The following is a 16,731-nucleotide window of genomic DNA, read 5'->3' as shown; positions in this document are numbered from 1 at the left end:
CGAGTTATGGGTTACGATAAAGGGCGCCGTCGCGGACGGGATAAGCGCGACGGTTTTGGGGAGGATAGCTTCGATCCGTTCGGCGGTCCGCCGGCGGACTTTGCTCCGCACGATTCTTTCCGCGACAACCGCGGTGGCGGCGACCGTTTCGGCGGTGGCGATCGCTACGGCGGCGGCGGTGGCGGCGGTGGCGGCGGTGACCGCTTCGGCGGCGGCAATCGCGGCGGCGGTGGCGGCTTCGGCGGCCCGCGCGGCGGCGGTGGCGGCGGTGGTGGCGGCGGTTTCAACCGCATGCCCGCGCAGGTCGTCGGCACCGGCAAGGGCACGGTGAAGTTCTTCAACGGCCAGAAGGGCTTCGGTTTCATCCAGCAGGATACCGGCGGTGAGGACGTATTCGTCCACATCAGCGCGGTCGAACGCGCCGGCCTCGAAGGCCTTGCCGAAGGGCAGGAGCTCGAGTTCAACCTCGTCGATCGCGGCGGCAAGGTCTCCGCGCAGGATCTCCAGGTTGTCGGCGACGTGATCCCGGTTCAGTCGCGTGGCGGCGATCGCGAAGCCGCTCCGCGTCGCGAGCTGACCGGCGAAAAGGCCACCGGCACGGTGAAGTTCTTCAACTCGATGAAGGGTTTCGGCTTCCTGACCCGCGACGACGGCCAGCCTGATGCCTTCGTGCACATCAGCGCGGTCGAGCGTTCGGGCCTGTCGGGCATCGACGAAGGCCAGCGCTTCGAGTTCGACCTCGAAGTCGACCGACGCGGCAAATACTCGGCGGTCAACCTCGTTCCTGTTCAGGAGTGAGGGCGCTCTCCGCGATCCGGTTTGACCCGGGACGCGCAAGGCAATAGATCGCTGACAAACACGCAGATGGCGGTTCCTTCCGGGGACCGCCATTTGTCTTTGACCCGAGAGACAGAACCGGAGTTCCCATGTCGATTACGCCGCTTATGCCCGTCTATCCCCGCTGCGGGGTCCGCCCGGTCAGGGGTGAGCATTGCCATCTGATCGACGAAGACGGCACGCGCTATCTCGACTTCGCCAGCGGCATCGCGGTGAACCTGCTCGGCCACAGCCACAAGGGCCTGATCGGCGCGATCCAGAAGCAGGCCGAGACGCTGATGCATGTCTCCAACCTCTACGGCAGCCCGCAGGGCGAGGCGCTGGCGCAGCGGCTGGTCGACAAGACCTTTGCCGACACGGTGTTCTTCACCAACTCGGGTGCCGAAGCCGTGGAATGCGCGATCAAGACCGCGCGTGCCTATCACCAGCACGAAGGTGGCGACGCCAACCGGACCGAGCTGATCACCTTCACCAACGCCTTCCACGGCCGGACGATGGCGACGATCAGCGCCTCGAACCAGGAGAAGATGCACAAGGGCTTCTACCCGATGCTGGCCGGGTTCCAGTATGCGGAGTTCGACAATCTCGAGAGCGCCAAGGCGCTGATGAGCGACAAGACCGCGGGCTTCCTGGTCGAACCGATCCAGGGCGAGGGCGGTATCCGGCCCGGTAGCGACGCGTTCATCCGCGGCCTGCGCCAGCTGGCCGACGAGAACGACCTGATGCTGGTCTTCGACGAGGTCCAGTGCGGCGTCGCGCGCACCGGCAAGCTCTATGCCTATGAACACTACGGCATCGAGCCCGACATCATGGCCACCGCAAAGGGCATCGGCGGCGGCTTCCCGCTCGGCGCCTGCCTCGCAACCGAGAAGGCGGCGCGCGGCATGGGCTTCGGCACGCATGGCTCGACCTATGGCGGCAATCCGCTCGCCATGGCGGCCGGCATGGCCGTGATGGATGCGGTCGCGAACGAAGAATTCCTCGCCGAAGTGACCGAAAAGGGCGAACGCCTGCGCGCCCGGCTGGAACAGTTCATCGGCAATTATCCCGACCTGTTCGAACTGGTGCGCGGCAAGGGCCTGATGCTGGGCCTCAAGATGAAGGTCGAGAGCCGACCCTTCTTCGTCCACCTGCGGGATAATCACCAGCTTCTGACCGTGGCTGCGGGCGACAACACGCTGCGCGTCCTGCCGCCGCTCGTAGCAGGCGAGGCCGAGTTCGATGAATTCTTCGAAAAGCTCTCCGCCGGCGCGGCGAGCTTCGACCCGGAGGCCTGAGCGCGATGGCGGCGAAGCACTTCCTCGATCTGTCGGATGCAGGCGGGGATGCGATCGCCGCCATGCTCGCCGATGCGCAGGACCGCAAGGCGGCGCGGCTCGGCTGGCCCAAGGGCAAGGCCGACGCCGACGCGCCGCTTGCCGGCCATGTGCTCGGCATGATCTTCGAGAAGAATTCGACCCGCACGCGGGTCAGTTTCGATATCGGCATGCGCCAGCTGGGCGGCACCTCGCTGATCCTCGACTCGGGCACCAGCCAGCTCGGGCGCGGCGAGAGCATCGCCGATACCGCCCGGGTACTCAGCCGGATGGTCGATGCGATCATGATCCGCACCGACGATCACGCCAAGGCCGAGGAACTGGCGCACCACGCGCATGTCCCGGTCATCAACGGGCTGACCGACCGCTCGCACCCCTGCCAGATCGTCGCCGACCTGCTGACCATGGTCGAACACGGCAAGGCGCTGCCCGGCCTTGAGGTTGCCTGGCTGGGCGACGGCAACAATGTGCTGCACTCGATCCTCGAGGCGGCTGGCATCTTCAAGTTCAACGTCCGGGTGGGGACGCCGCAGGGCTACGAGCCCGACCCCGAATTCGTCGCGATGGCGCGAGCCAATGGCGCGCAGGTTACGCTGACGCAGGATGCCGCCGAAGCTGCGGCCGGTGCCGATATCGTCGTGACCGACACCTGGGTCTCGATGGGGCAGGAGCACGTCCACAACAAGCTCGCGGCGATGGCGCCGTTCCGGGTCGACGCGAAGCTGATGGCGCGCGCAAAGCCCGATGCGCGCTTCCTGCATTGCCTCCCTGCCCACATCGGCGACGAGGTGAGCGCGGAGGTTTTCGAAAGCGATCAGTCGATCGTGTTCGACGAGGCGGAAAACCGCATCCACGCGCAGAAATCCATCCTGCTGTGGTGCTTCGGCAAGCTCTGACGCCCCTGTTAATCCGGCGCGCCGCCCCCATATGGCCGCGATGGACCAGACACCCCAGAAACCGGAAGAGACCTACGCCGGACAGCTGCTCGGCTTCACCATCCCCTCGCGCAATGTCCGCGGGCGCATGGTGCGCCTCGATTCGACCCTCGACGAGATCCTGTCGGCACACGCCTATCCGGCGCCCATCACGCACCTGCTGGCGGAGGCGCTCGTGCTGGCGAGCCTCATGGGCGGCCTGCTCAAGGACGACGGTTCGCAGGTGACCATGCAGGCGCAGACCGAAGCGGGCGCCGTCAAGCTGCTGGTCTGCGACTTCAAGGGCGGCGAGCTGCGCGGCTATGTCGATTTCGACGAGGCGAAGCTGGCCGAACTGGGCGCCAACCCGTCGCTCTTCGCGCTGTTCGGCAAGGGCTATCTCGCGATTACGTTCGACATGGCGGGTGGCAAGGGCCGCTATCAGGGCATTGTCCCACTGGAGGGCGACAGCCTGGCGCAGGCCTGCGAGAACTATTTCTTCCAGTCCGAACAGGTGCCGACCCTGATCCGCTGTGCGGTGCGGAGCGACGGCGACACCTGTGTTGCGGCGGGCCTGCTGGTGCAGCACCTGCCCGACGGCGAGGAGGGCAGGGAGCGCCTGCATGCCAGGCTCGATCATCCCGAGTGGGAGCACATCGCCGTGCTTGCCGGATCGATCCGGCACGACGAATTGCTCGATCCCGAGCTGTCGCTCGATGCACTTGTCTGGCGGCTGTTCCACGAGGAGGAGGAGGTCCGCATCCAGCGCGGCGAAACCATCGCGCGCGGTTGCCGCTGCTCTATCGAGCACTACGAACAGGTTCTGGCGCGCTTTCCCTCCGAAGACCGCCGCGAAATGCGCAATGACGAAGGGATCATTCTGGTCGACTGCGCATTCTGCTCGAAGCAGTTCGCCATCGCCGATTAACCGTCTGTCGATGTTATACAACGGTTAAGCGCTGATATGGTGTATTAGGGACGAATCACGGGCGCGTCTTGACCGAACGGCAGGCGAAAGGTTGGAAATGCTGAAGAACACTCGAATGCTGGCTCTCGCGGCTGCACCGTTCATGGTGCTGGCGGTGCCGGCGCTCGCGCAGGCTTCGCTGGCCATGCTCGACACGCTCGACAAAGGCGGCTGGGAAGTGCGCTATCGCGACGGTAGCGGCACCAAGAAGGTGTGCGTGAAGACCGGCCGCGAGCTGATCCAGCTCCGCCACACCGACAGCGGCTGTAACCGCTTCGTCGTCGAGGACGGCAGCAGCGAAGTCACCGTGCAATATACCTGCCGCGGCAACGGCTATGGCCGCACCAGCATCCGCAAGGAAACAGGTGCGCTCGTCCAGATCGATACGCAGGGCATTGCCGATGGCAAGCCGTTCCAGTTCTCCGCCGAAGGTCGGCGCACGGGCGCCTGCAACTGATCTTGTCGCGTCGCGCGATCCGGCCTAGCGGATCGGGCCATGGTATCGACTGAAAAACCGCCTGCGGGACCGGCCGTGATCCTCCTTTCGGGGGGACTCGATTCCATGGTCACCGCCGCGATCGCGCGCGAACGGGGTCACACGCTCCATGCGCTGACCATCGACTATGGCCAGCGCCACGTGCGCGAGCTGCAATCGGCAAAGGCCATCGCCGCGAAACTCGGGGTGGAACGCCATGTCGAGCTTCCCCTCGACCTGCGGCGCTTTGGCGGCTCTGCGCTCACCGACGATATCGACGTTCCCAAGACCGGGGTCGGCGATGACATCCCGGTCACTTATGTCCCCGCGCGCAATCTGGTGTTTCTGGCGTTGACGACCGCCTTCGCCGAGACTTCCGCTTCGCGCGACATCTACATCGGGGTGAATGCGCTGGACTATTCGGGCTATCCCGACTGCCGGCCGGAATTCATCGCCAGCTTCGCCGAGACCGCGCGCCTAGGCACGAAGCAGGGTGTGGAGGGGGAGCCCTTCACGATCCACGCCCCGCTCCAGCACATGTCAAAGGCGGACATCGCCCGCGAGTGTCATCGGCTCGGCCTGGACCCGGCGTGGAGCTGGTCGTGCTACGATCCGACGCCCGAGGGGACGGCGTGCGGAGCCTGCGATTCCTGTCGTTTGCGGCGAAAGGGGTTTGACGAAGCCGGGCTTGTCGATACGACCCTCTATGCAGAGGGAGCACCCTCGCTGACGGAGTAGGATTTTGACGGATACGACCGCGACGACGGAAACAGGGGCCACCGCTGCGAAAGACAAGGTGCCTGCGTACAGCTGGTACGCGCTCGGCGTCCTCGTCCTGATCTACATCCTGAACTTCATCGACCGGCAGATCCTCTCGATCCTCGCCAACGATATCAAGGCTGACCTTGGGGTCGAGGACGATTACCTCGGCTTCCTCTACGGGACGGCCTTTGCGGTGTTTTATGCCCTGTTCGGCATTCCGCTCGGCAAGCTGGCCGATAGCTGGAAGCGCGTCCGACTCATGGCGGTGGGCCTCACGCTGTGGTCGGCGATGACGGCGCTATCGGGTTTCGCCAAGAACGCCACCGCGCTGACTGCGGCGCGGATCGGCGTGGGCGTGGGTGAGGCGACCGCCAGCCCCTCGGCATACTCGCTGATTTCGGACTGGTTTCCCGCGCGCCTCAGGGCGACGGCGTTGGCGATCTATTCCTCGGGTCTCTACATCGGCGGCGGCATCTCGATCTGGATCGGCGCACTGGTGGTCGAGAACTGGAATCAGGCCTATCCCGACGGCGGGCCTTTCGGATTGGTCGGCTGGCAGGCCGCGTTCCTGTCGGTCGGTATCCCCGGCCTGATCCTCGCTCTGTGGGTGCTGACGCTCAAGGAGCCGATCCGCGGGGCGATCGACGGTCTCGTGACACCGGAGAACCCGCGCCCCTTCAAGGGTTTCTTCGAGGAGCTGGTCGAGGTCATCCCGCCGTTCACGCTCATCGGCGCAGCACGGCGCGGTGCGGCTGGTCTGCTGGTGAACCTCACCGGTGCCGCTGTGTTCGCGGGTCTGGCTGTCGGCCTGTCGCGCCTCACTGCAGGCGCCACCTCGTCGATCCTGCCGGGCATTGCCGACCAATGGCTGTTCCTCGGGGTCGGTTACTACGCCGTGTTCAGCTGGGCGGTCGCGCTCAGGTCGCGCGATCTGCCGACTTTCAAGCTGACCTGGGGCTCGCCGGCATTCCTCACCGTGATCCTCGGATACGGCACGGTTTCCTTCATGGCCTACGCCGCGTCCTATTGGGGCGCGCCCTATGCGGAACGGGTCCTCGGGGCGGACAAGACCGACCTCGGCTGGTTCCTCGGCATGCCCGCGGCCCTCGCCGGCTTCATGGGCGTGATCCTCGGCGGGCGGATGGCAGACTATCTGCTCGAGCGCGTCGCCAATGGCAGGGTCATGGTGATCCTGTTCGGACTTGTCGCGTCGATCCCGCCGATCATCGTCGCCTATACGACCGACAGCCTGCTGGTGTTCTACATCGGGAGCTTCATCGCCCAGATGACGTCGGCCTCGTCGCTTGGTGCCGCGGCAGCGAGCAGCCAGGCGCTCGTCCTGCCGCGAATGCGTGGCATGGCGACCGCCATCTTTTTCCTCGCAACCACCCTGATCGGGCTCGGTATCGGACCGTTCCTCGCCGGCTATGTTTCGGCGGTGAGCGAGGGTGGGCTCAGCACCGGCATGCTCTCGACGCTCGTGGCGGCGCCGTTCGGCTTCGTCCTGCTACTCCTCGCGCTCAAACTCGTGCCGGAAGCAAGCGCGAGCGTTCTCGAACGCGCGCGCGCGGCAGGGGAAGAGATCGGCTAGATCGGGGCCTGCGTCAGGCCGCCTCCACGACCCCGCAGGCGACCCTCGCGCCTGCGTCGCCAGCAGGATCGCTGGCATAGTCGTCGGGGCCGGCATGGATGACGATTGCCGTGCCGTCCGCATCGAAAATGTCCGCAAGGATATCGGTGGCCGAGCCCGTAAGGTCCACTTGGGTCGACGCAGTCCGGTTGGCACCGACGACCAGATTGGGAAGATCGCCCAGGTGCTTGCCCCCGGGCGAGAGCGAGCCATGGGTCCGGTTGCCGGGATTGAGGTGCCCGCCGGCGCTGGTGAAGTCTGGCGCCGTGCAGTTGCCGGTGGTGTGCAGGTGGAAACCATGCTCCCCGGGTGTGAGGCCGACCGCTGCGATTGCGACCGATATCGTGTCGCCGTTGCGCAGGAGCTGTGCTGTGCCCGCCGGGAGGCCCGAAGCCGTGCGCAGGGTTGCGGCACCGACCCGCTCTTCCGGCAGGTCATCGATCGTGGTGCATGCGGCGACGAGGCAAAGGGCTGAAAGCGAAACGGCGGCGGCGCGAAGGGTCATAGGAAGGCTCCCGTAGGGTGATGTCTCCCTGGCCCAACGAAAAAGGGGCCGGATTGCTCCGGCCCCTCGTTCTTTTTCGCCTTGGAAGCGAACCTTACATGCCCGAACCCGGACCGTAGGTAACTTCCACACGACGGTTCTGCAGTTCGCGAACGCCGTCGGCGGTCGGTACGCGGAGCTGGCTTTCGCCGAAGGCTTCGCTGCTGATCCGGCCGTCGGGGATGCCGCGGCTGGTCAGGTAGCTGCGAACCGACGAGTTACGACGTTCGGCCAGACCCATGTTGTAGGTGGTCGAACCCGAGGTGTCGGTGTGGCCAGCGAGCATGACCGAGGCCGTGCCGCAGTTGGCGTATGCCGAAACCGCGTTGTCGAGAATCGTCGCTGCTTCCGGAGTGATGTCCGATTCGTCCCAGTTGAAGAAGACGATGTACGGACCCGTCTCGCAGACCGGCGCCGGCGGCGGCGGGGGCGGAGGCGGCGGGGGAGGCGGCGGCGGCGGCGGCGGCGGCGGAGGCGGCGGCGGCGGAGCCGAGCCGAAGTTGTAGGTCAGCGTACCGAGGATCGAGTGGCTGCGAACCGTTTCGTCCAGGGTGTTGCCGGCCAGGTCGACGAGGCCGACGCCGGTCGCGTTGAAGAAGCGATACTTCAGGCCAACGTCCCAGTTGTCGGTCAGCGGAGCGCGAACGCCGGCGAGAGCCTGCCATGCGAGGCCGCTGTCCGAATCGTCGAGCGCGGTAACGCCGTTGCCCGAAACGTCGACGCTGGTGCGGGCGACGCCGACACCGCCACCGACGAAGCCCTGAAGGCCGTCATCGGGACCGAAGTCGACAAGGCCGTTCAGCATGAACGAGAGCATGCTGGTCGAACCGCTGGTCGGGTACACGCCGGCGCCGAGGGTGTTGCCATTGCTGGCCAGCAGGCCGAGGCTGCCGGGCGTGACGAAATCGACATCAGCTTCGCGATAGCTGACTTCCGCTTCTGCGCGGAACGGGCCGAAGTCGTAACCGACGACGCCACCGAAGTCGTAGCCGGGCTTGTAGTCGATCGAAAGAACGTCTTCAGCCGTACCGTCGGTACGATCGAAGTCGGCATCCTGGACGATCATCGGACCACCGCCGAGACCGACATACCACGTGTCGTCCTTGGCGAGGGTCGGCGATGCAAGGGCCGTAGAGGCCATCGCCATGCCTATGACGAGTTTCCGCATTATAGTTTCCCCTTTTTGCGAATAAGAGCCACCGAGTGGAATATATCTAACTTTACACCCCATAAGAGGCAAGCGGGCATTCCCCGCCAACTGTTGCAATTATGCCGCTCTTACGAACTGCAGCATTGCCAATGTGAGAAGATGTCGCCCCTCGATGGCGCCCAACGCCGGGAATTGGATTGGGTTCCGGGCCAGAATCAGGAAATTAGCCCGATCCCGCGAAGGGCATCGAGGAGGGCGATAATCGTCGATCGCGCCTCACTGTCGACCGTGGCCCCTCCGGCTGGTTCGGCCACCGACTTGGCCATCTGCCAGCCACCATTGTAAATTCGATACGAGGCATTCGTTGCGTCCCAAGCCTTCATCCCGGCGACGGGGCTGGCGAAGCTCCATTCGGCATCGTCCCAGGTTGCGAGCCATTCCTCTTTACCGGCCCAGGCGCCGGTCGCCGCGCCTTCGATGATCCAGCATTCGCCCGCGGCCGGATTGGCCGGCGGCATCGATGCGGAGCCCGAAATGACGGGATGCAGGAGAGCGTCGAGTCGCGTCAGGCTCTCGTTGACGAAGACTTCCTTCTGCGCCTGCCCTGCGACGAGATAGGGAAAGGCCAGGCGCGGCGACGTCGAAGCGAAGGTAATGGGATCGGACATGGGTGTCTCCGGTCAGCTCGGTGAGGGAAGCGTGCCCAGCAAGAGGGCCTTGGATCTGGCATAGGTGCCGCGCTGGCGCACCCAGATGGCGGCCGCGCGTTCGGTTGCGGCGAGCGAGGCGACGGTCGCAGCGTCGAGCACCGCCCGGTTCTCGCCGACGGTTCGCACCAGTATCGGCGTCGCCAAGGGGCCAACGCCGAGTTCGTAGGTCTCGGTTTGCTCGACCAGCGGCTGTTCGACATCGTCGAGCCAGGCCCAGCCGCCCCGTGCGCGGCGGGTCCATGACAGAACAAGCGAACCGTCGGCCGCGATCATGCAGCGCGCGTGGCACGGAAACGGCGGCCTCCGGCTGGCACCGACGTTCTCGAGAACGGCATAGGCCGGGTCTCGATCGCCTATGCCGATAGCCGCCAGCATCCCTTCGTCGGCCTGGGCGAGCTGCGCGTCGGCAAGATCTGTGAGCCGCGCATCAAGCAGGGTAACGGCAGTTCCCGCCGCGTGCCCGGCCAGTGCGGCATCCTCCGTGCCGGCGCGGCCGCGCAGCAGCCCGGAGAGGCGCCAGAGGCCCTGCCCTTGCGGCTCCGCTGTGGCGAACTGAAGAATTTCCCTGCCGACGAGCAGCCGGTTGGATCCCCGCGCAATCGCTTCGGGTGTCGCACCGTGAAGCTCGGCATCGGCATTGTCGAGCGACAGGTGAAGGTCCGCAGCGGCAGAGAAGCGGAAGGATTGTCCGCCCGGCAAGGGGGCGCTCAGAGCGCCGCCGATGGCCGCCGCACTCCCGACGTCGCCGATCGGAAGCAGCCCGCCGTCCTGCGCTGCATAGAGCGCGGCACCGGACCACGGACCCGCCGGGGCACTGGCGGCAACATAGGCGTGAACCGCACCGGGCGAACCCGACCCGTCCCAAGGCAATTCGAACGCGCGCAAGCGGGTTGGTTGCGGATCGCGATCGTGCGGGAGCCAGCCGCCGCCCGGCGACGCCGGTATCGCCGGAGGAGCCAGTTCGAGATTGCGGACGAGCTGCAGCTCGATCCCGCCTTCGCGCCACTCCCAACTCGCGACTTTCCACTGGCCGGCAAGTCCCGGTACGCGGACCTTTCGCCCCGGCTGCAGTGCGGGGTCGAGTTCGGCCATGCGCCAGGACACCGTCTCCTGTGCGATCCGTTCGCGGGCGGCTGCGTCGTGAAGCAGGGATCGCGCTGCCCCGGCAGTCACGACGCCGGGGAACTCCATCGTTTCGCCACCGGTATCGGCCCGCTGGAGGCCGGGTTGGTAATCGCGCGCCGGATCGTAATAGCGCAGCGCCGACAGCGCGCGCGCGCCCTGCGGGCGTCGCGCGCGGGCCACACCATCCTCGCGCCCGAAATCGCCATCCGACCAGACGGCGGGGTCCGGCAGGTCGGCAACGGGTGCGACGCTGGACCGCGACCGCTCCAGGCCCAGCGTTTTGCCGGAAACGATCGGATCGATGGGTTCGAGGCGGTCGATCAGCGCCAACACCTGCGCGTGCGTGCCGCCTTCATGCGTGAAGCCCTCGATCCCGGCGAGATTTCCGAACCCCGTCGCGTCGGGCAGGTCTTCGATCAGTCCGTCGACGAGGGCCGCACCGGGACCGGCGAAGATTTCGAAGCTGAGCGCAGGGATGCGATTGCCGAAATCCGCGAGCTGCAGGTCCTCGAAGACGACATAGGCGCAGCCCCGGTGCGCCGGGCATTCGCGGCCCAGCGCGGCGGCCAACAAGGGATCGAGCGGCTGGTTCGCATGGCCGCGATAGACCCGCAGGGTGCCACCGCTCTTGAGCTCGCCGGAAGCGCCACGCAGCAGGTTGCCGTCGGCCCAGATCCGGCCGACGGAGTCGATCGGGCGGCTGGACAGCGCGACGGCGAAAGATACGCTGTACGCATACTCGGTGGTCTTGGGCTTGCCCTTGCCGCCGCTGGTCTCGCTCGTTTCCTTGAGGTCAGTAGCCCAGATCACGGTTCCGGCGGCGCGGACCCGTCCGAACTGCCGGCCGATCGGTTGTCCGTAGCTGGAGGTGGAAACCGCAAGTTCCTTCAGTCGCGGCCCGTCTCGCTTCGGCGTGCCGAGAATTGCGCCGTCGAGCTGGCGACCGACGAGCGCGCCGATCGCGCCGCCGAAGGGGCCGCCGGCCATTGCGCCGAGGCCGCCGAGGATAAGCGTTGCCATTGTCAGTTTCCCGTCAGTTCGGCGCCAGGCGCCAGTGGTTCAGGATCGGCCACTGCGGCGTGCCGATTGTGCGGACCACTCGCCTGAGGCCCGCGTGGGCGTGGATGAAATCGCTTGTGCCCAGCGACACCAGCAGGTGGTGTTGGGCCGGACCGGGCGTGACCAGCAACAAGTCGCCCCTGACGGTTCGCCCCGCCACCGGCTCGAAGCCGTTGCGGTGTGCGAAATCGAGGTGCGCGGCGATGTCGCAGTTCCGCAGCTGGTAGCCGCTTGGCGGCCGTGGCTCGCGCCCGCAAAGCGTGAGCGCGCAAGCGACCAGGCCGACACAGTCGACGCCGTGCACCGGCGAGCGACCGTGGAGGCGGAAAGGCGTGCCGACCAGCGTCTCGGCAGCATCGGCTAAGGTCATCGCGGCATCGGATATTGGGCGAGCAGGTCGTTGCCCGGCAGGAAGGGTTCGCCGCGGAAATTGGCGGCATTGCCAAAGCGCGTCGCGCAGGTTGCGATCATCTTGTCGCAGCCCTGCCGCACGCGCACCTGGAGGCCGGTCGCGGTGTCGGGGTCGACCGGGCGATCCAGCACCAGCCCTTCTGCCGAGGCCGCGAGCACATGCATGGCAAGGCCGCACAGCGGACCTTCCATGAAGCGCGCTTCGCCGAGCGCGTAGGGGCCGTGGTCGGCCAGGTCGAGCGTCACGAGGTTGCGCGCGGCATCCCCTCCGGTGACGGTTGCGATCGTCTCGAACGCGGCCGGGCTGAGCGCGCAGCCTTGCCCGCAGAACCGGGCGCGGCAGGTCGGGCTGGAGAGGGGCACGGGGTCGGTCTCGAGCAGCGCCTTGGCCGACCGCAGCTGCGCGCCGAAACCGCCGGCTTCCTGTGAGACGGTACCGATCATCCCGCTGTAGAGAGCGGCGCTCTCGAGCGTCTGCCAGTCGACGATGCCGCTCTCGACGCGCGCTTCGTCGTAGAGGCCGCTCGCCAGGTCCTCGGCTCGGATCGCCGAATGGGTGAGCGCGCCTTCGACCTCGCTCTCGTCGTCCTCGAAACCGGCGGTGCGGCGGATGGCGCTCGGCAGCATGCCGGGGGCGGCGCGGTGGAGCAGGCCGCCGAACCACAGGTCGCGGTCATGCGTGGTGAAGCCCAGCGCGATCCCGTCGGCGCGATAGACGCGCCACCAGGCCGCTGCGGTATCGAGCGAGGTGGCGAAGAAGACCCGGCTCATGCGTCCTCGCGGATTTCGATCAGCGGGACGGACGGGGCCTCGCCCGCTGCGAAGGCGAAACCGCTCACGTCGAGGCGGTCCTCGGCGAAGCGGACGGGGACGTCGAACAGGAAGCCCGCGCGGATTTCACTGCCCGCGACCGGCGCCTCGTCGAGGACGATCCAGCCGCCCTCGTCATAGGTCCAAGCGCCCGTCTCGATGCCGTTAACGCTCACGCGAATCGTCGCAACATCGGGCCGACTGATCGCGCGCACCTGCTCGTGATAGGTCTTGGCGAGGCGGAAGCGCGTGGTGCCGCCATCGCCCTTGCCGATCAGCTGGTCTGCCGGACCGGGTACGCCGGTCATGCCGTTCGAGCTGTTGTCGTAGGGATCGCGGAAGCGGAAGCCGCGGGCCGGGCCGTGGCGGGCGCGGAAGAAGGCGAGGAGCGTGCCGAGCTCGTCCTCCGAGCGGATGCCGGGGCCGACATCGTAGCGCATGCGGGCATTGCTCCACAGCGCATTGCGGCGTTCGTGGCCCGAAGCGGTAACCGCGACCGTGGTCGAGAATTCGGGGCTGACCGCCGCATCGCGACCGAGCGCGAGCGGGTAGGGTACATCGTCGAAGGGTTGCACATCATCCTCCATCGGGGGCAGGCGGGTGTATCCGTCGCGCGCGACCTGCGGCAGCGCCCAGACGAAGCGGCGGGCGATCCCGCGCCTGCGCGCCTCGTCGAGCGCCGCGTCGATCCGCGGCCAGAGCGTGTCGGCGTCCGCTCCGTCGAGCACGAAGCCGGAGAAATAGTCGGTGGCGTCAGGCTCGTAGCCGAGCCGCTCTTCGACCAGGGCGTAGGCGGACTTGCGCGCACCATCGCGCCCGGCGGTGAGCCAGTCGTAATCCTCCACCTGCAACCGGTCGAACGCCGGCGCGGCCCACCCGGTCGGCATGTTGAGCCGCGGCATTTCGGGCGTAGCCGGATCGAAGATCGTCGGCGTGAACACCAGCAGGCGCAGTTCCGCAGGGCCCGTTGCGGCGGCGCGGACGGCGTTCGCGAGCGCGGCGGTCGATTGCGCGAGCGCTGCCCCCGCCTGGTCGAGCAGGGCGCGCTGCGTATCGTTCATCGGCGCGCGCATGTCCGCGATCGCCGGGGCGCTGCTGCCGAATGCCTGTTTTGCGCTGGAATCGTAGATGCACGGCGCGCCCGTCTGCGGCTGGACCCACCACCACGGCTCCCCGATCTGGAACTTGACCGCGCAACCGGCGCCTTCGAGCAGGTCGACGAAATTGCGCGCAACCGCCTGCAGGAAGGCATTGGCATCGGCACTGGTCGGCGACAGCAAGGTCGAGGGCGGCACCCAGCCGGTCAGTGCCTGGGTGCCGTCATGCGCCTTCTGGTGCATCCACGCCGGGCAGTTCTGCGCCAGCAATTCGTAGGAGAGCGAGGCGATGGGCGCAAAGCCTCGCGCACGGGCCTCGGCGAAATAGGCCGCGTGCCAGGCAATCGCCGGCTGGCACAGCGCGCCGTTATAAGCCGCATGGAAGCCCGAGCCGAATTTCCAGAGCCGGTAATAATGGCTCATCCCGACATAATGGACGATCTCGCCGCGGTAGCCGAGGGCGGCGACGCTGCGCAGCAGGCGTGCGGGCGTCTGGTTGTAGCTGTCGTCATAGGCGGTGGCGATGCACTCGCCATGTGGCGGCACCATCACGTCGCCGATGGACAGCATGGCGCGCTCGCCCTCGCAGCGGATCTCGCTCATCTCGGCCCAGGCGGTGACGCGGCTGGCGAAAGCGGTGCTGCCGCCTTCGACATAGCCCTGCGGCGCGAGCGAAATGAACATGCGGTCGATGGCCGAGGGATGGACCGGCGCACCGCCGGGCGCGTAGCCGTCCCGCAGGTCGGAGAACGGCAGCACGATCCGCGCATCGGTCGGGCTGCCGGTGGCATAGTTCCACAGGCGCACGTACCAGCTGCGCTGCGCCCCGCTCGAATCGCGGCCCTCGATCGTCAGCGTCGGCCCGTGCGGCCGGTCGAGCGCGACGATACCGGAGGACTTCCAGCGAAACGCGAGCGAACAGTGCGCATAGTCGCGCTGCGTGGTGTAGGCGAGCAGGGGGTGGTCGAGCGTGTCTTCGCTGTCCCAGATCAGCCCTGCCAGATTGCCGTCCTGCAGGAACTCGCAATCCACCCGCAGCGCATCGTGCGAGGTCGTGACGACGCTCGCCATCATCGGGCGCGGGAAGTTGACCGTCCAGAAGCGCGGATCGAAGCGCTGGATCCAGTCGCTGTGCTGTCCGCGCCGTTCGCGGGCGAGCCAGAATGCCATGAGTGAGTTCCTTTGTGTTTCGAACCCGCCTCCGCGGGTTCGTCCTCGGGGCTATTCCTTCGCTACGCTTCGGGCCCCTGCGGGCGGCCGGTCGGCGTTGAACAGCCTTTGGCAGTTCAGCTTCGCTTCGCCGGGCCTCCTTCGGCCCGGTTCCACCGCCTACCTTGCCACTCCCAGAGTACGAGCGGATGCGAGGCAAGCGCGACTGCGCGCCCTCAGCCACCGCAGGGAGTGAGGATAGCCTAAGGGCCCGGACGGGCCCGCCGGCGCTTGAGGCTAAGAAGATAACGCGCGGCGGACTGCCGCGGCCACCTGGCGCGAGCTGCGCTGCATGGCGACGGGGGCGCTGGTGCCACGTGGGGCGGAGAGGTTGATCGCGACGCGGACGTCCTTGCGGGCAGCGCCTGCGCCGTTCGCCTCGACCCGGCCGGCGCTGGTGGGCACGAAAAGCTCGGGGCCACGCTCACCGACGAGGTACGGCTTGTCCGGCGCGACGATCCCGCCGGTCGCGCGGCCGGGCAGGCCGAACAGCGCACCCAGCGCCCCGTTGAATAGCCCTCCCATGCCGCCGCCCGATCCGTCCTTGCCACCCAGCAGCGCGTCGAGGCCCATTTGCAGCGCCTGCGCGGCGATCTGGTCGAGCACGGAGGTGGCGATGCGCTTGAGGTCGTCGAAGCCGAGGCTGCCCTTGCGGATGGCGCTCAGCAACCCGCGTTCGAGAACGGTACCAGCCTTCTCGAACCCTTCGAGCAGCGTACCGTCGAAACTCCCGCGCATCTGCTGCATGTCGGCGGCAAAGGCCTGCGTATCGGCGCGCACCGAGACGACCAGTTCGTCGATGTCGTCAGTCATTCGTGTCCCTTTCGATCATGCGGGCGATCTCGTCGCGCGAGGGCGGGGTGTCGGCGCTCGCGGGCGGCGCGATACTGGCGAGGAGCTCCGAGGGCGTGGCATTCCAGAACGTGTCCGGCGGCCAGCGCAGCACCTGCGCGGCGAGGCCCGCACAGCGCAGCGCCGTGTCCGCGAACCGCTCGCTCATCCCGATCCCTTGAGGATTTCGCCGAGCAGCGCGCGCAGCGGTTTCGCGCTGGCGGCGAGACCGTGGTCGAGCACCGCCTGGCCCACCTGCTCGCGGGTCAGCGCCTCGCGCTGGGCGAGGCAGTGCCAGAACAGCGTCGCGATTTCGGCGAGGCGGAGCTTGCCCTCGCCAGCACGCTCGACCAGCGCGAACAGCGGGCCGAGGTCTTCCTCGGCCCGCACCAGCGCGTCGAAGGTCGGGCGCAGCAGGTGCGTGCGACCGTCGATGACGAGCGACGCTTCGCCGCGTGGACTGTTCGCGGTCATGCCGGCACCACTTCGCCCGAGCTTTCGAGCTGCAGCGCATAGGTCCGTTCGCCGTTGAAATCCCCGGCATAGTCGAGCCGCTGCACGAGGAAACTGCCGCGCATCTTCGCGCCGTCCTCGAACGAGAGTTCATAGGCATCGAGTGTTCCGGCCAGGGCATTGGCGCGCACGCGGTCCTCGGCATCGGAACCGAGGAAGATGCCGCTGGCCGAAACCGAGACCGAGCGCGTTCCCGCACCCGACAGAAGTTCGCGCCAGCCGCCGCTGGCCTTGCTGGTCACGACGACGGTGTCGCCGTTGATCGACATCTGCGTGGTGCGGAGACCGGCGACGGTCTCGTAGGTCTGCGGCGCGCCTCCATCGCCGATCTTGAGGAGGAAGGCGGCGCCTTTCTGGGCTGTCATGGTCGG

18 protein-coding genes are annotated in these 16,731 nt (G+C 67.1%); 7 read left to right on the top strand and 11 right to left on the bottom strand.

Going from position 1 to position 16,731, the window contains the following annotated elements:
- Nucleotides 1-6: 6 nt before the first annotated feature.
- The 7 genes from K3172_RS15615 to K3172_RS01155 all read left to right on the top strand — a co-directional run bounded on the left by K3172_RS15615 (nt 7) and on the right by K3172_RS01155 (nt 6,862).
- Nucleotides 7-798 (top strand): cold-shock protein, encoded by a 792-nt coding sequence (locus K3172_RS15615; RefSeq protein ID WP_221586654.1) that lies wholly within the window; start codon nt 7-9, stop codon nt 796-798.
- A 128-nt stretch (nt 799-926) separates the two neighbouring features.
- Nucleotides 927-2,114, top strand: a complete 1,188-nt coding sequence (locus K3172_RS01180; RefSeq protein ID WP_221586653.1) for an aspartate aminotransferase family protein — start codon at nt 927-929, stop codon at nt 2,112-2,114.
- A 5-nt stretch (nt 2,115-2,119) separates the two neighbouring features.
- A complete protein-coding gene (gene argF, locus K3172_RS01175; RefSeq protein WP_221586652.1) occupies nt 2,120-3,049 on the top strand; it encodes an ornithine carbamoyltransferase in 930 nt (309 codons plus the stop codon).
- A gap of 40 nt (nt 3,050-3,089) precedes the next feature.
- Nucleotides 3,090-3,995: an Hsp33 family molecular chaperone HslO gene (gene hslO, locus K3172_RS01170; RefSeq protein ID WP_221586651.1), complete on the top strand. Its 906-nt coding sequence runs from the start codon at nt 3,090-3,092 to the stop codon at nt 3,993-3,995.
- Between the two features lie 115 nt (nt 3,996-4,110).
- A complete protein-coding gene (locus tag K3172_RS01165; protein WP_221586650.1) occupies nt 4,111-4,491 on the top strand; it encodes a DUF3617 domain-containing protein in 381 nt (126 codons plus the stop codon).
- A gap of 39 nt (nt 4,492-4,530) precedes the next feature.
- Nucleotides 4,531-5,247, top strand: coding sequence for a 7-cyano-7-deazaguanine synthase QueC (queC, locus tag K3172_RS01160; protein ID WP_221586649.1), 717 nt, complete (start codon nt 4,531-4,533; stop codon nt 5,245-5,247).
- A gap of 4 nt (nt 5,248-5,251) precedes the next feature.
- Entirely contained in the window at nt 5,252-6,862 is a 1,611-nt protein-coding gene (locus K3172_RS01155) for an MFS transporter (RefSeq protein WP_247717893.1), read from the top strand.
- A 13-nt stretch (nt 6,863-6,875) separates the two neighbouring features.
- Here the strand turns inward: K3172_RS01155 and K3172_RS01150 are convergent, their stop codons facing one another.
- The 11 genes from K3172_RS01150 to K3172_RS01100 all read right to left on the bottom strand — a co-directional run bounded on the left by K3172_RS01150 (nt 6,876) and on the right by K3172_RS01100 (nt 16,725).
- Nucleotides 6,876-7,406: a superoxide dismutase family protein gene (locus K3172_RS01150; RefSeq protein WP_221586648.1), complete on the bottom strand. Its 531-nt coding sequence runs from the start codon at nt 7,404-7,406 to the stop codon at nt 6,876-6,878.
- Nucleotides 7,407-7,500: 94 nt separating this feature from the next.
- Nucleotides 7,501-8,613, bottom strand: a complete 1,113-nt coding sequence (locus tag K3172_RS01145; protein ID WP_221586647.1) for an OmpA family protein — start codon at nt 8,611-8,613, stop codon at nt 7,501-7,503.
- 197 nt (nt 8,614-8,810) lie between these two features.
- A complete protein-coding gene (locus K3172_RS01140) occupies nt 8,811-9,263 on the bottom strand; it encodes a DUF2793 domain-containing protein (protein WP_247717892.1) in 453 nt (150 codons plus the stop codon).
- A 12-nt stretch (nt 9,264-9,275) separates the two neighbouring features.
- The gene (locus K3172_RS01135) at nt 9,276-11,450 is read right to left on the bottom strand and encodes a phage tail protein (RefSeq protein ID WP_221586646.1); all 2,175 of its coding nucleotides are present in this window, start codon (nt 11,448-11,450) and stop codon (nt 9,276-9,278) included.
- A 13-nt stretch (nt 11,451-11,463) separates the two neighbouring features.
- On the bottom strand, nt 11,464-11,859 hold the full coding sequence (locus K3172_RS01130; RefSeq protein ID WP_221586645.1) for an NlpC/P60 family protein: 396 nt from the start codon (nt 11,857-11,859) through the stop codon (nt 11,464-11,466).
- On the bottom strand, nt 11,856-12,671 hold the full coding sequence (locus tag K3172_RS01125; RefSeq protein WP_221586644.1) for a DUF2163 domain-containing protein: 816 nt from the start codon (nt 12,669-12,671) through the stop codon (nt 11,856-11,858). Before K3172_RS01125 ends, K3172_RS01130 begins: the two co-directional genes overlap by 4 nt.
- A complete protein-coding gene (locus tag K3172_RS01120) occupies nt 12,668-14,977 on the bottom strand; it encodes a DUF2460 domain-containing protein (RefSeq protein ID WP_221586643.1) in 2,310 nt (769 codons plus the stop codon). The genes K3172_RS01125 and K3172_RS01120 overlap by 4 nt, the downstream gene beginning before the upstream one ends.
- A 276-nt stretch (nt 14,978-15,253) precedes the next feature.
- Nucleotides 15,254-15,829 (bottom strand): tail tape measure protein, encoded by a 576-nt coding sequence (locus tag K3172_RS01115; RefSeq protein WP_221586642.1) that lies wholly within the window; start codon nt 15,827-15,829, stop codon nt 15,254-15,256.
- The gene (locus tag K3172_RS01110; protein ID WP_221586641.1) at nt 15,822-16,016 is read right to left on the bottom strand and encodes a phage tail assembly chaperone; all 195 of its coding nucleotides are present in this window, start codon (nt 16,014-16,016) and stop codon (nt 15,822-15,824) included. The genes K3172_RS01115 and K3172_RS01110 overlap by 8 nt, the downstream gene beginning before the upstream one ends.
- Nucleotides 16,013-16,321 (bottom strand): gene transfer agent family protein, encoded by a 309-nt coding sequence (locus tag K3172_RS01105; RefSeq protein WP_221586640.1) that lies wholly within the window; start codon nt 16,319-16,321, stop codon nt 16,013-16,015. Before K3172_RS01105 ends, K3172_RS01110 begins: the two co-directional genes overlap by 4 nt.
- Nucleotides 16,318-16,725, bottom strand: coding sequence for a phage major tail protein, TP901-1 family (locus K3172_RS01100; RefSeq protein ID WP_221586639.1), 408 nt, complete (start codon nt 16,723-16,725; stop codon nt 16,318-16,320). The genes K3172_RS01105 and K3172_RS01100 overlap by 4 nt, the downstream gene beginning before the upstream one ends.
- Nucleotides 16,726-16,731 lie beyond the last annotated feature (6 nt).

The sequence above is a fragment of the Qipengyuania proteolytica genome, from assembly GCF_019711565.1.
GTDB classification, from domain to species: Bacteria; Pseudomonadota; Alphaproteobacteria; order Sphingomonadales; family Sphingomonadaceae; genus Qipengyuania; species Qipengyuania proteolytica.
Note: the sequence above shows the minus strand (reverse complement) of the source record. Positions and strands in the feature narration are given on the sequence as shown.

Coding starts and splice junctions, on each gene's coding strand:
- K3172_RS15615 (WP_221586654.1), top strand. CDS start 7: ATGGGTTACGATAAAGGGCGCCGTCGCGGACGGGATAAGCGCGACGGT.
- K3172_RS01180 (WP_221586653.1), top strand. CDS start 927: ATGTCGATTACGCCGCTTATGCCCGTCTATCCCCGCTGCGGGGTCCGC.
- argF (WP_221586652.1), top strand. CDS start 2,120: ATGGCGGCGAAGCACTTCCTCGATCTGTCGGATGCAGGCGGGGATGCG.
- hslO (WP_221586651.1), top strand. CDS start 3,090: ATGGACCAGACACCCCAGAAACCGGAAGAGACCTACGCCGGACAGCTG.
- K3172_RS01165 (WP_221586650.1), top strand. CDS start 4,111: ATGCTGGCTCTCGCGGCTGCACCGTTCATGGTGCTGGCGGTGCCGGCG.
- queC (WP_221586649.1), top strand. CDS start 4,531: ATGGTATCGACTGAAAAACCGCCTGCGGGACCGGCCGTGATCCTCCTT.
- K3172_RS01150 (WP_221586648.1), bottom strand. CDS start 7,406: ATGACCCTTCGCGCCGCCGCCGTTTCGCTTTCAGCCCTTTGCCTCGTC.
- K3172_RS01145 (WP_221586647.1), bottom strand. CDS start 8,613: ATGCGGAAACTCGTCATAGGCATGGCGATGGCCTCTACGGCCCTTGCA.
- K3172_RS01140 (WP_247717892.1), bottom strand. CDS start 9,263: ATGTCCGATCCCATTACCTTCGCTTCGACGTCGCCGCGCCTGGCCTTT.
- K3172_RS01135 (WP_221586646.1), bottom strand. CDS start 11,450: ATGGCAACGCTTATCCTCGGCGGCCTCGGCGCAATGGCCGGCGGCCCC.
- K3172_RS01130 (WP_221586645.1), bottom strand. CDS start 11,859: ATGACCTTAGCCGATGCTGCCGAGACGCTGGTCGGCACGCCTTTCCGC.
- K3172_RS01125 (WP_221586644.1), bottom strand. CDS start 12,671: ATGAGCCGGGTCTTCTTCGCCACCTCGCTCGATACCGCAGCGGCCTGG.
- K3172_RS01120 (WP_221586643.1), bottom strand. CDS start 14,977: ATGGCATTCTGGCTCGCCCGCGAACGGCGCGGACAGCACAGCGACTGG.
- K3172_RS01115 (WP_221586642.1), bottom strand. CDS start 15,829: ATGACTGACGACATCGACGAACTGGTCGTCTCGGTGCGCGCCGATACG.
- K3172_RS01110 (WP_221586641.1), bottom strand. CDS start 16,016: ATGAGCGAGCGGTTCGCGGACACGGCGCTGCGCTGTGCGGGCCTCGCC.
- K3172_RS01105 (WP_221586640.1), bottom strand. CDS start 16,321: ATGACCGCGAACAGTCCACGCGGCGAAGCGTCGCTCGTCATCGACGGT.
- K3172_RS01100 (WP_221586639.1), bottom strand. CDS start 16,725: ATGACAGCCCAGAAAGGCGCCGCCTTCCTCCTCAAGATCGGCGATGGA.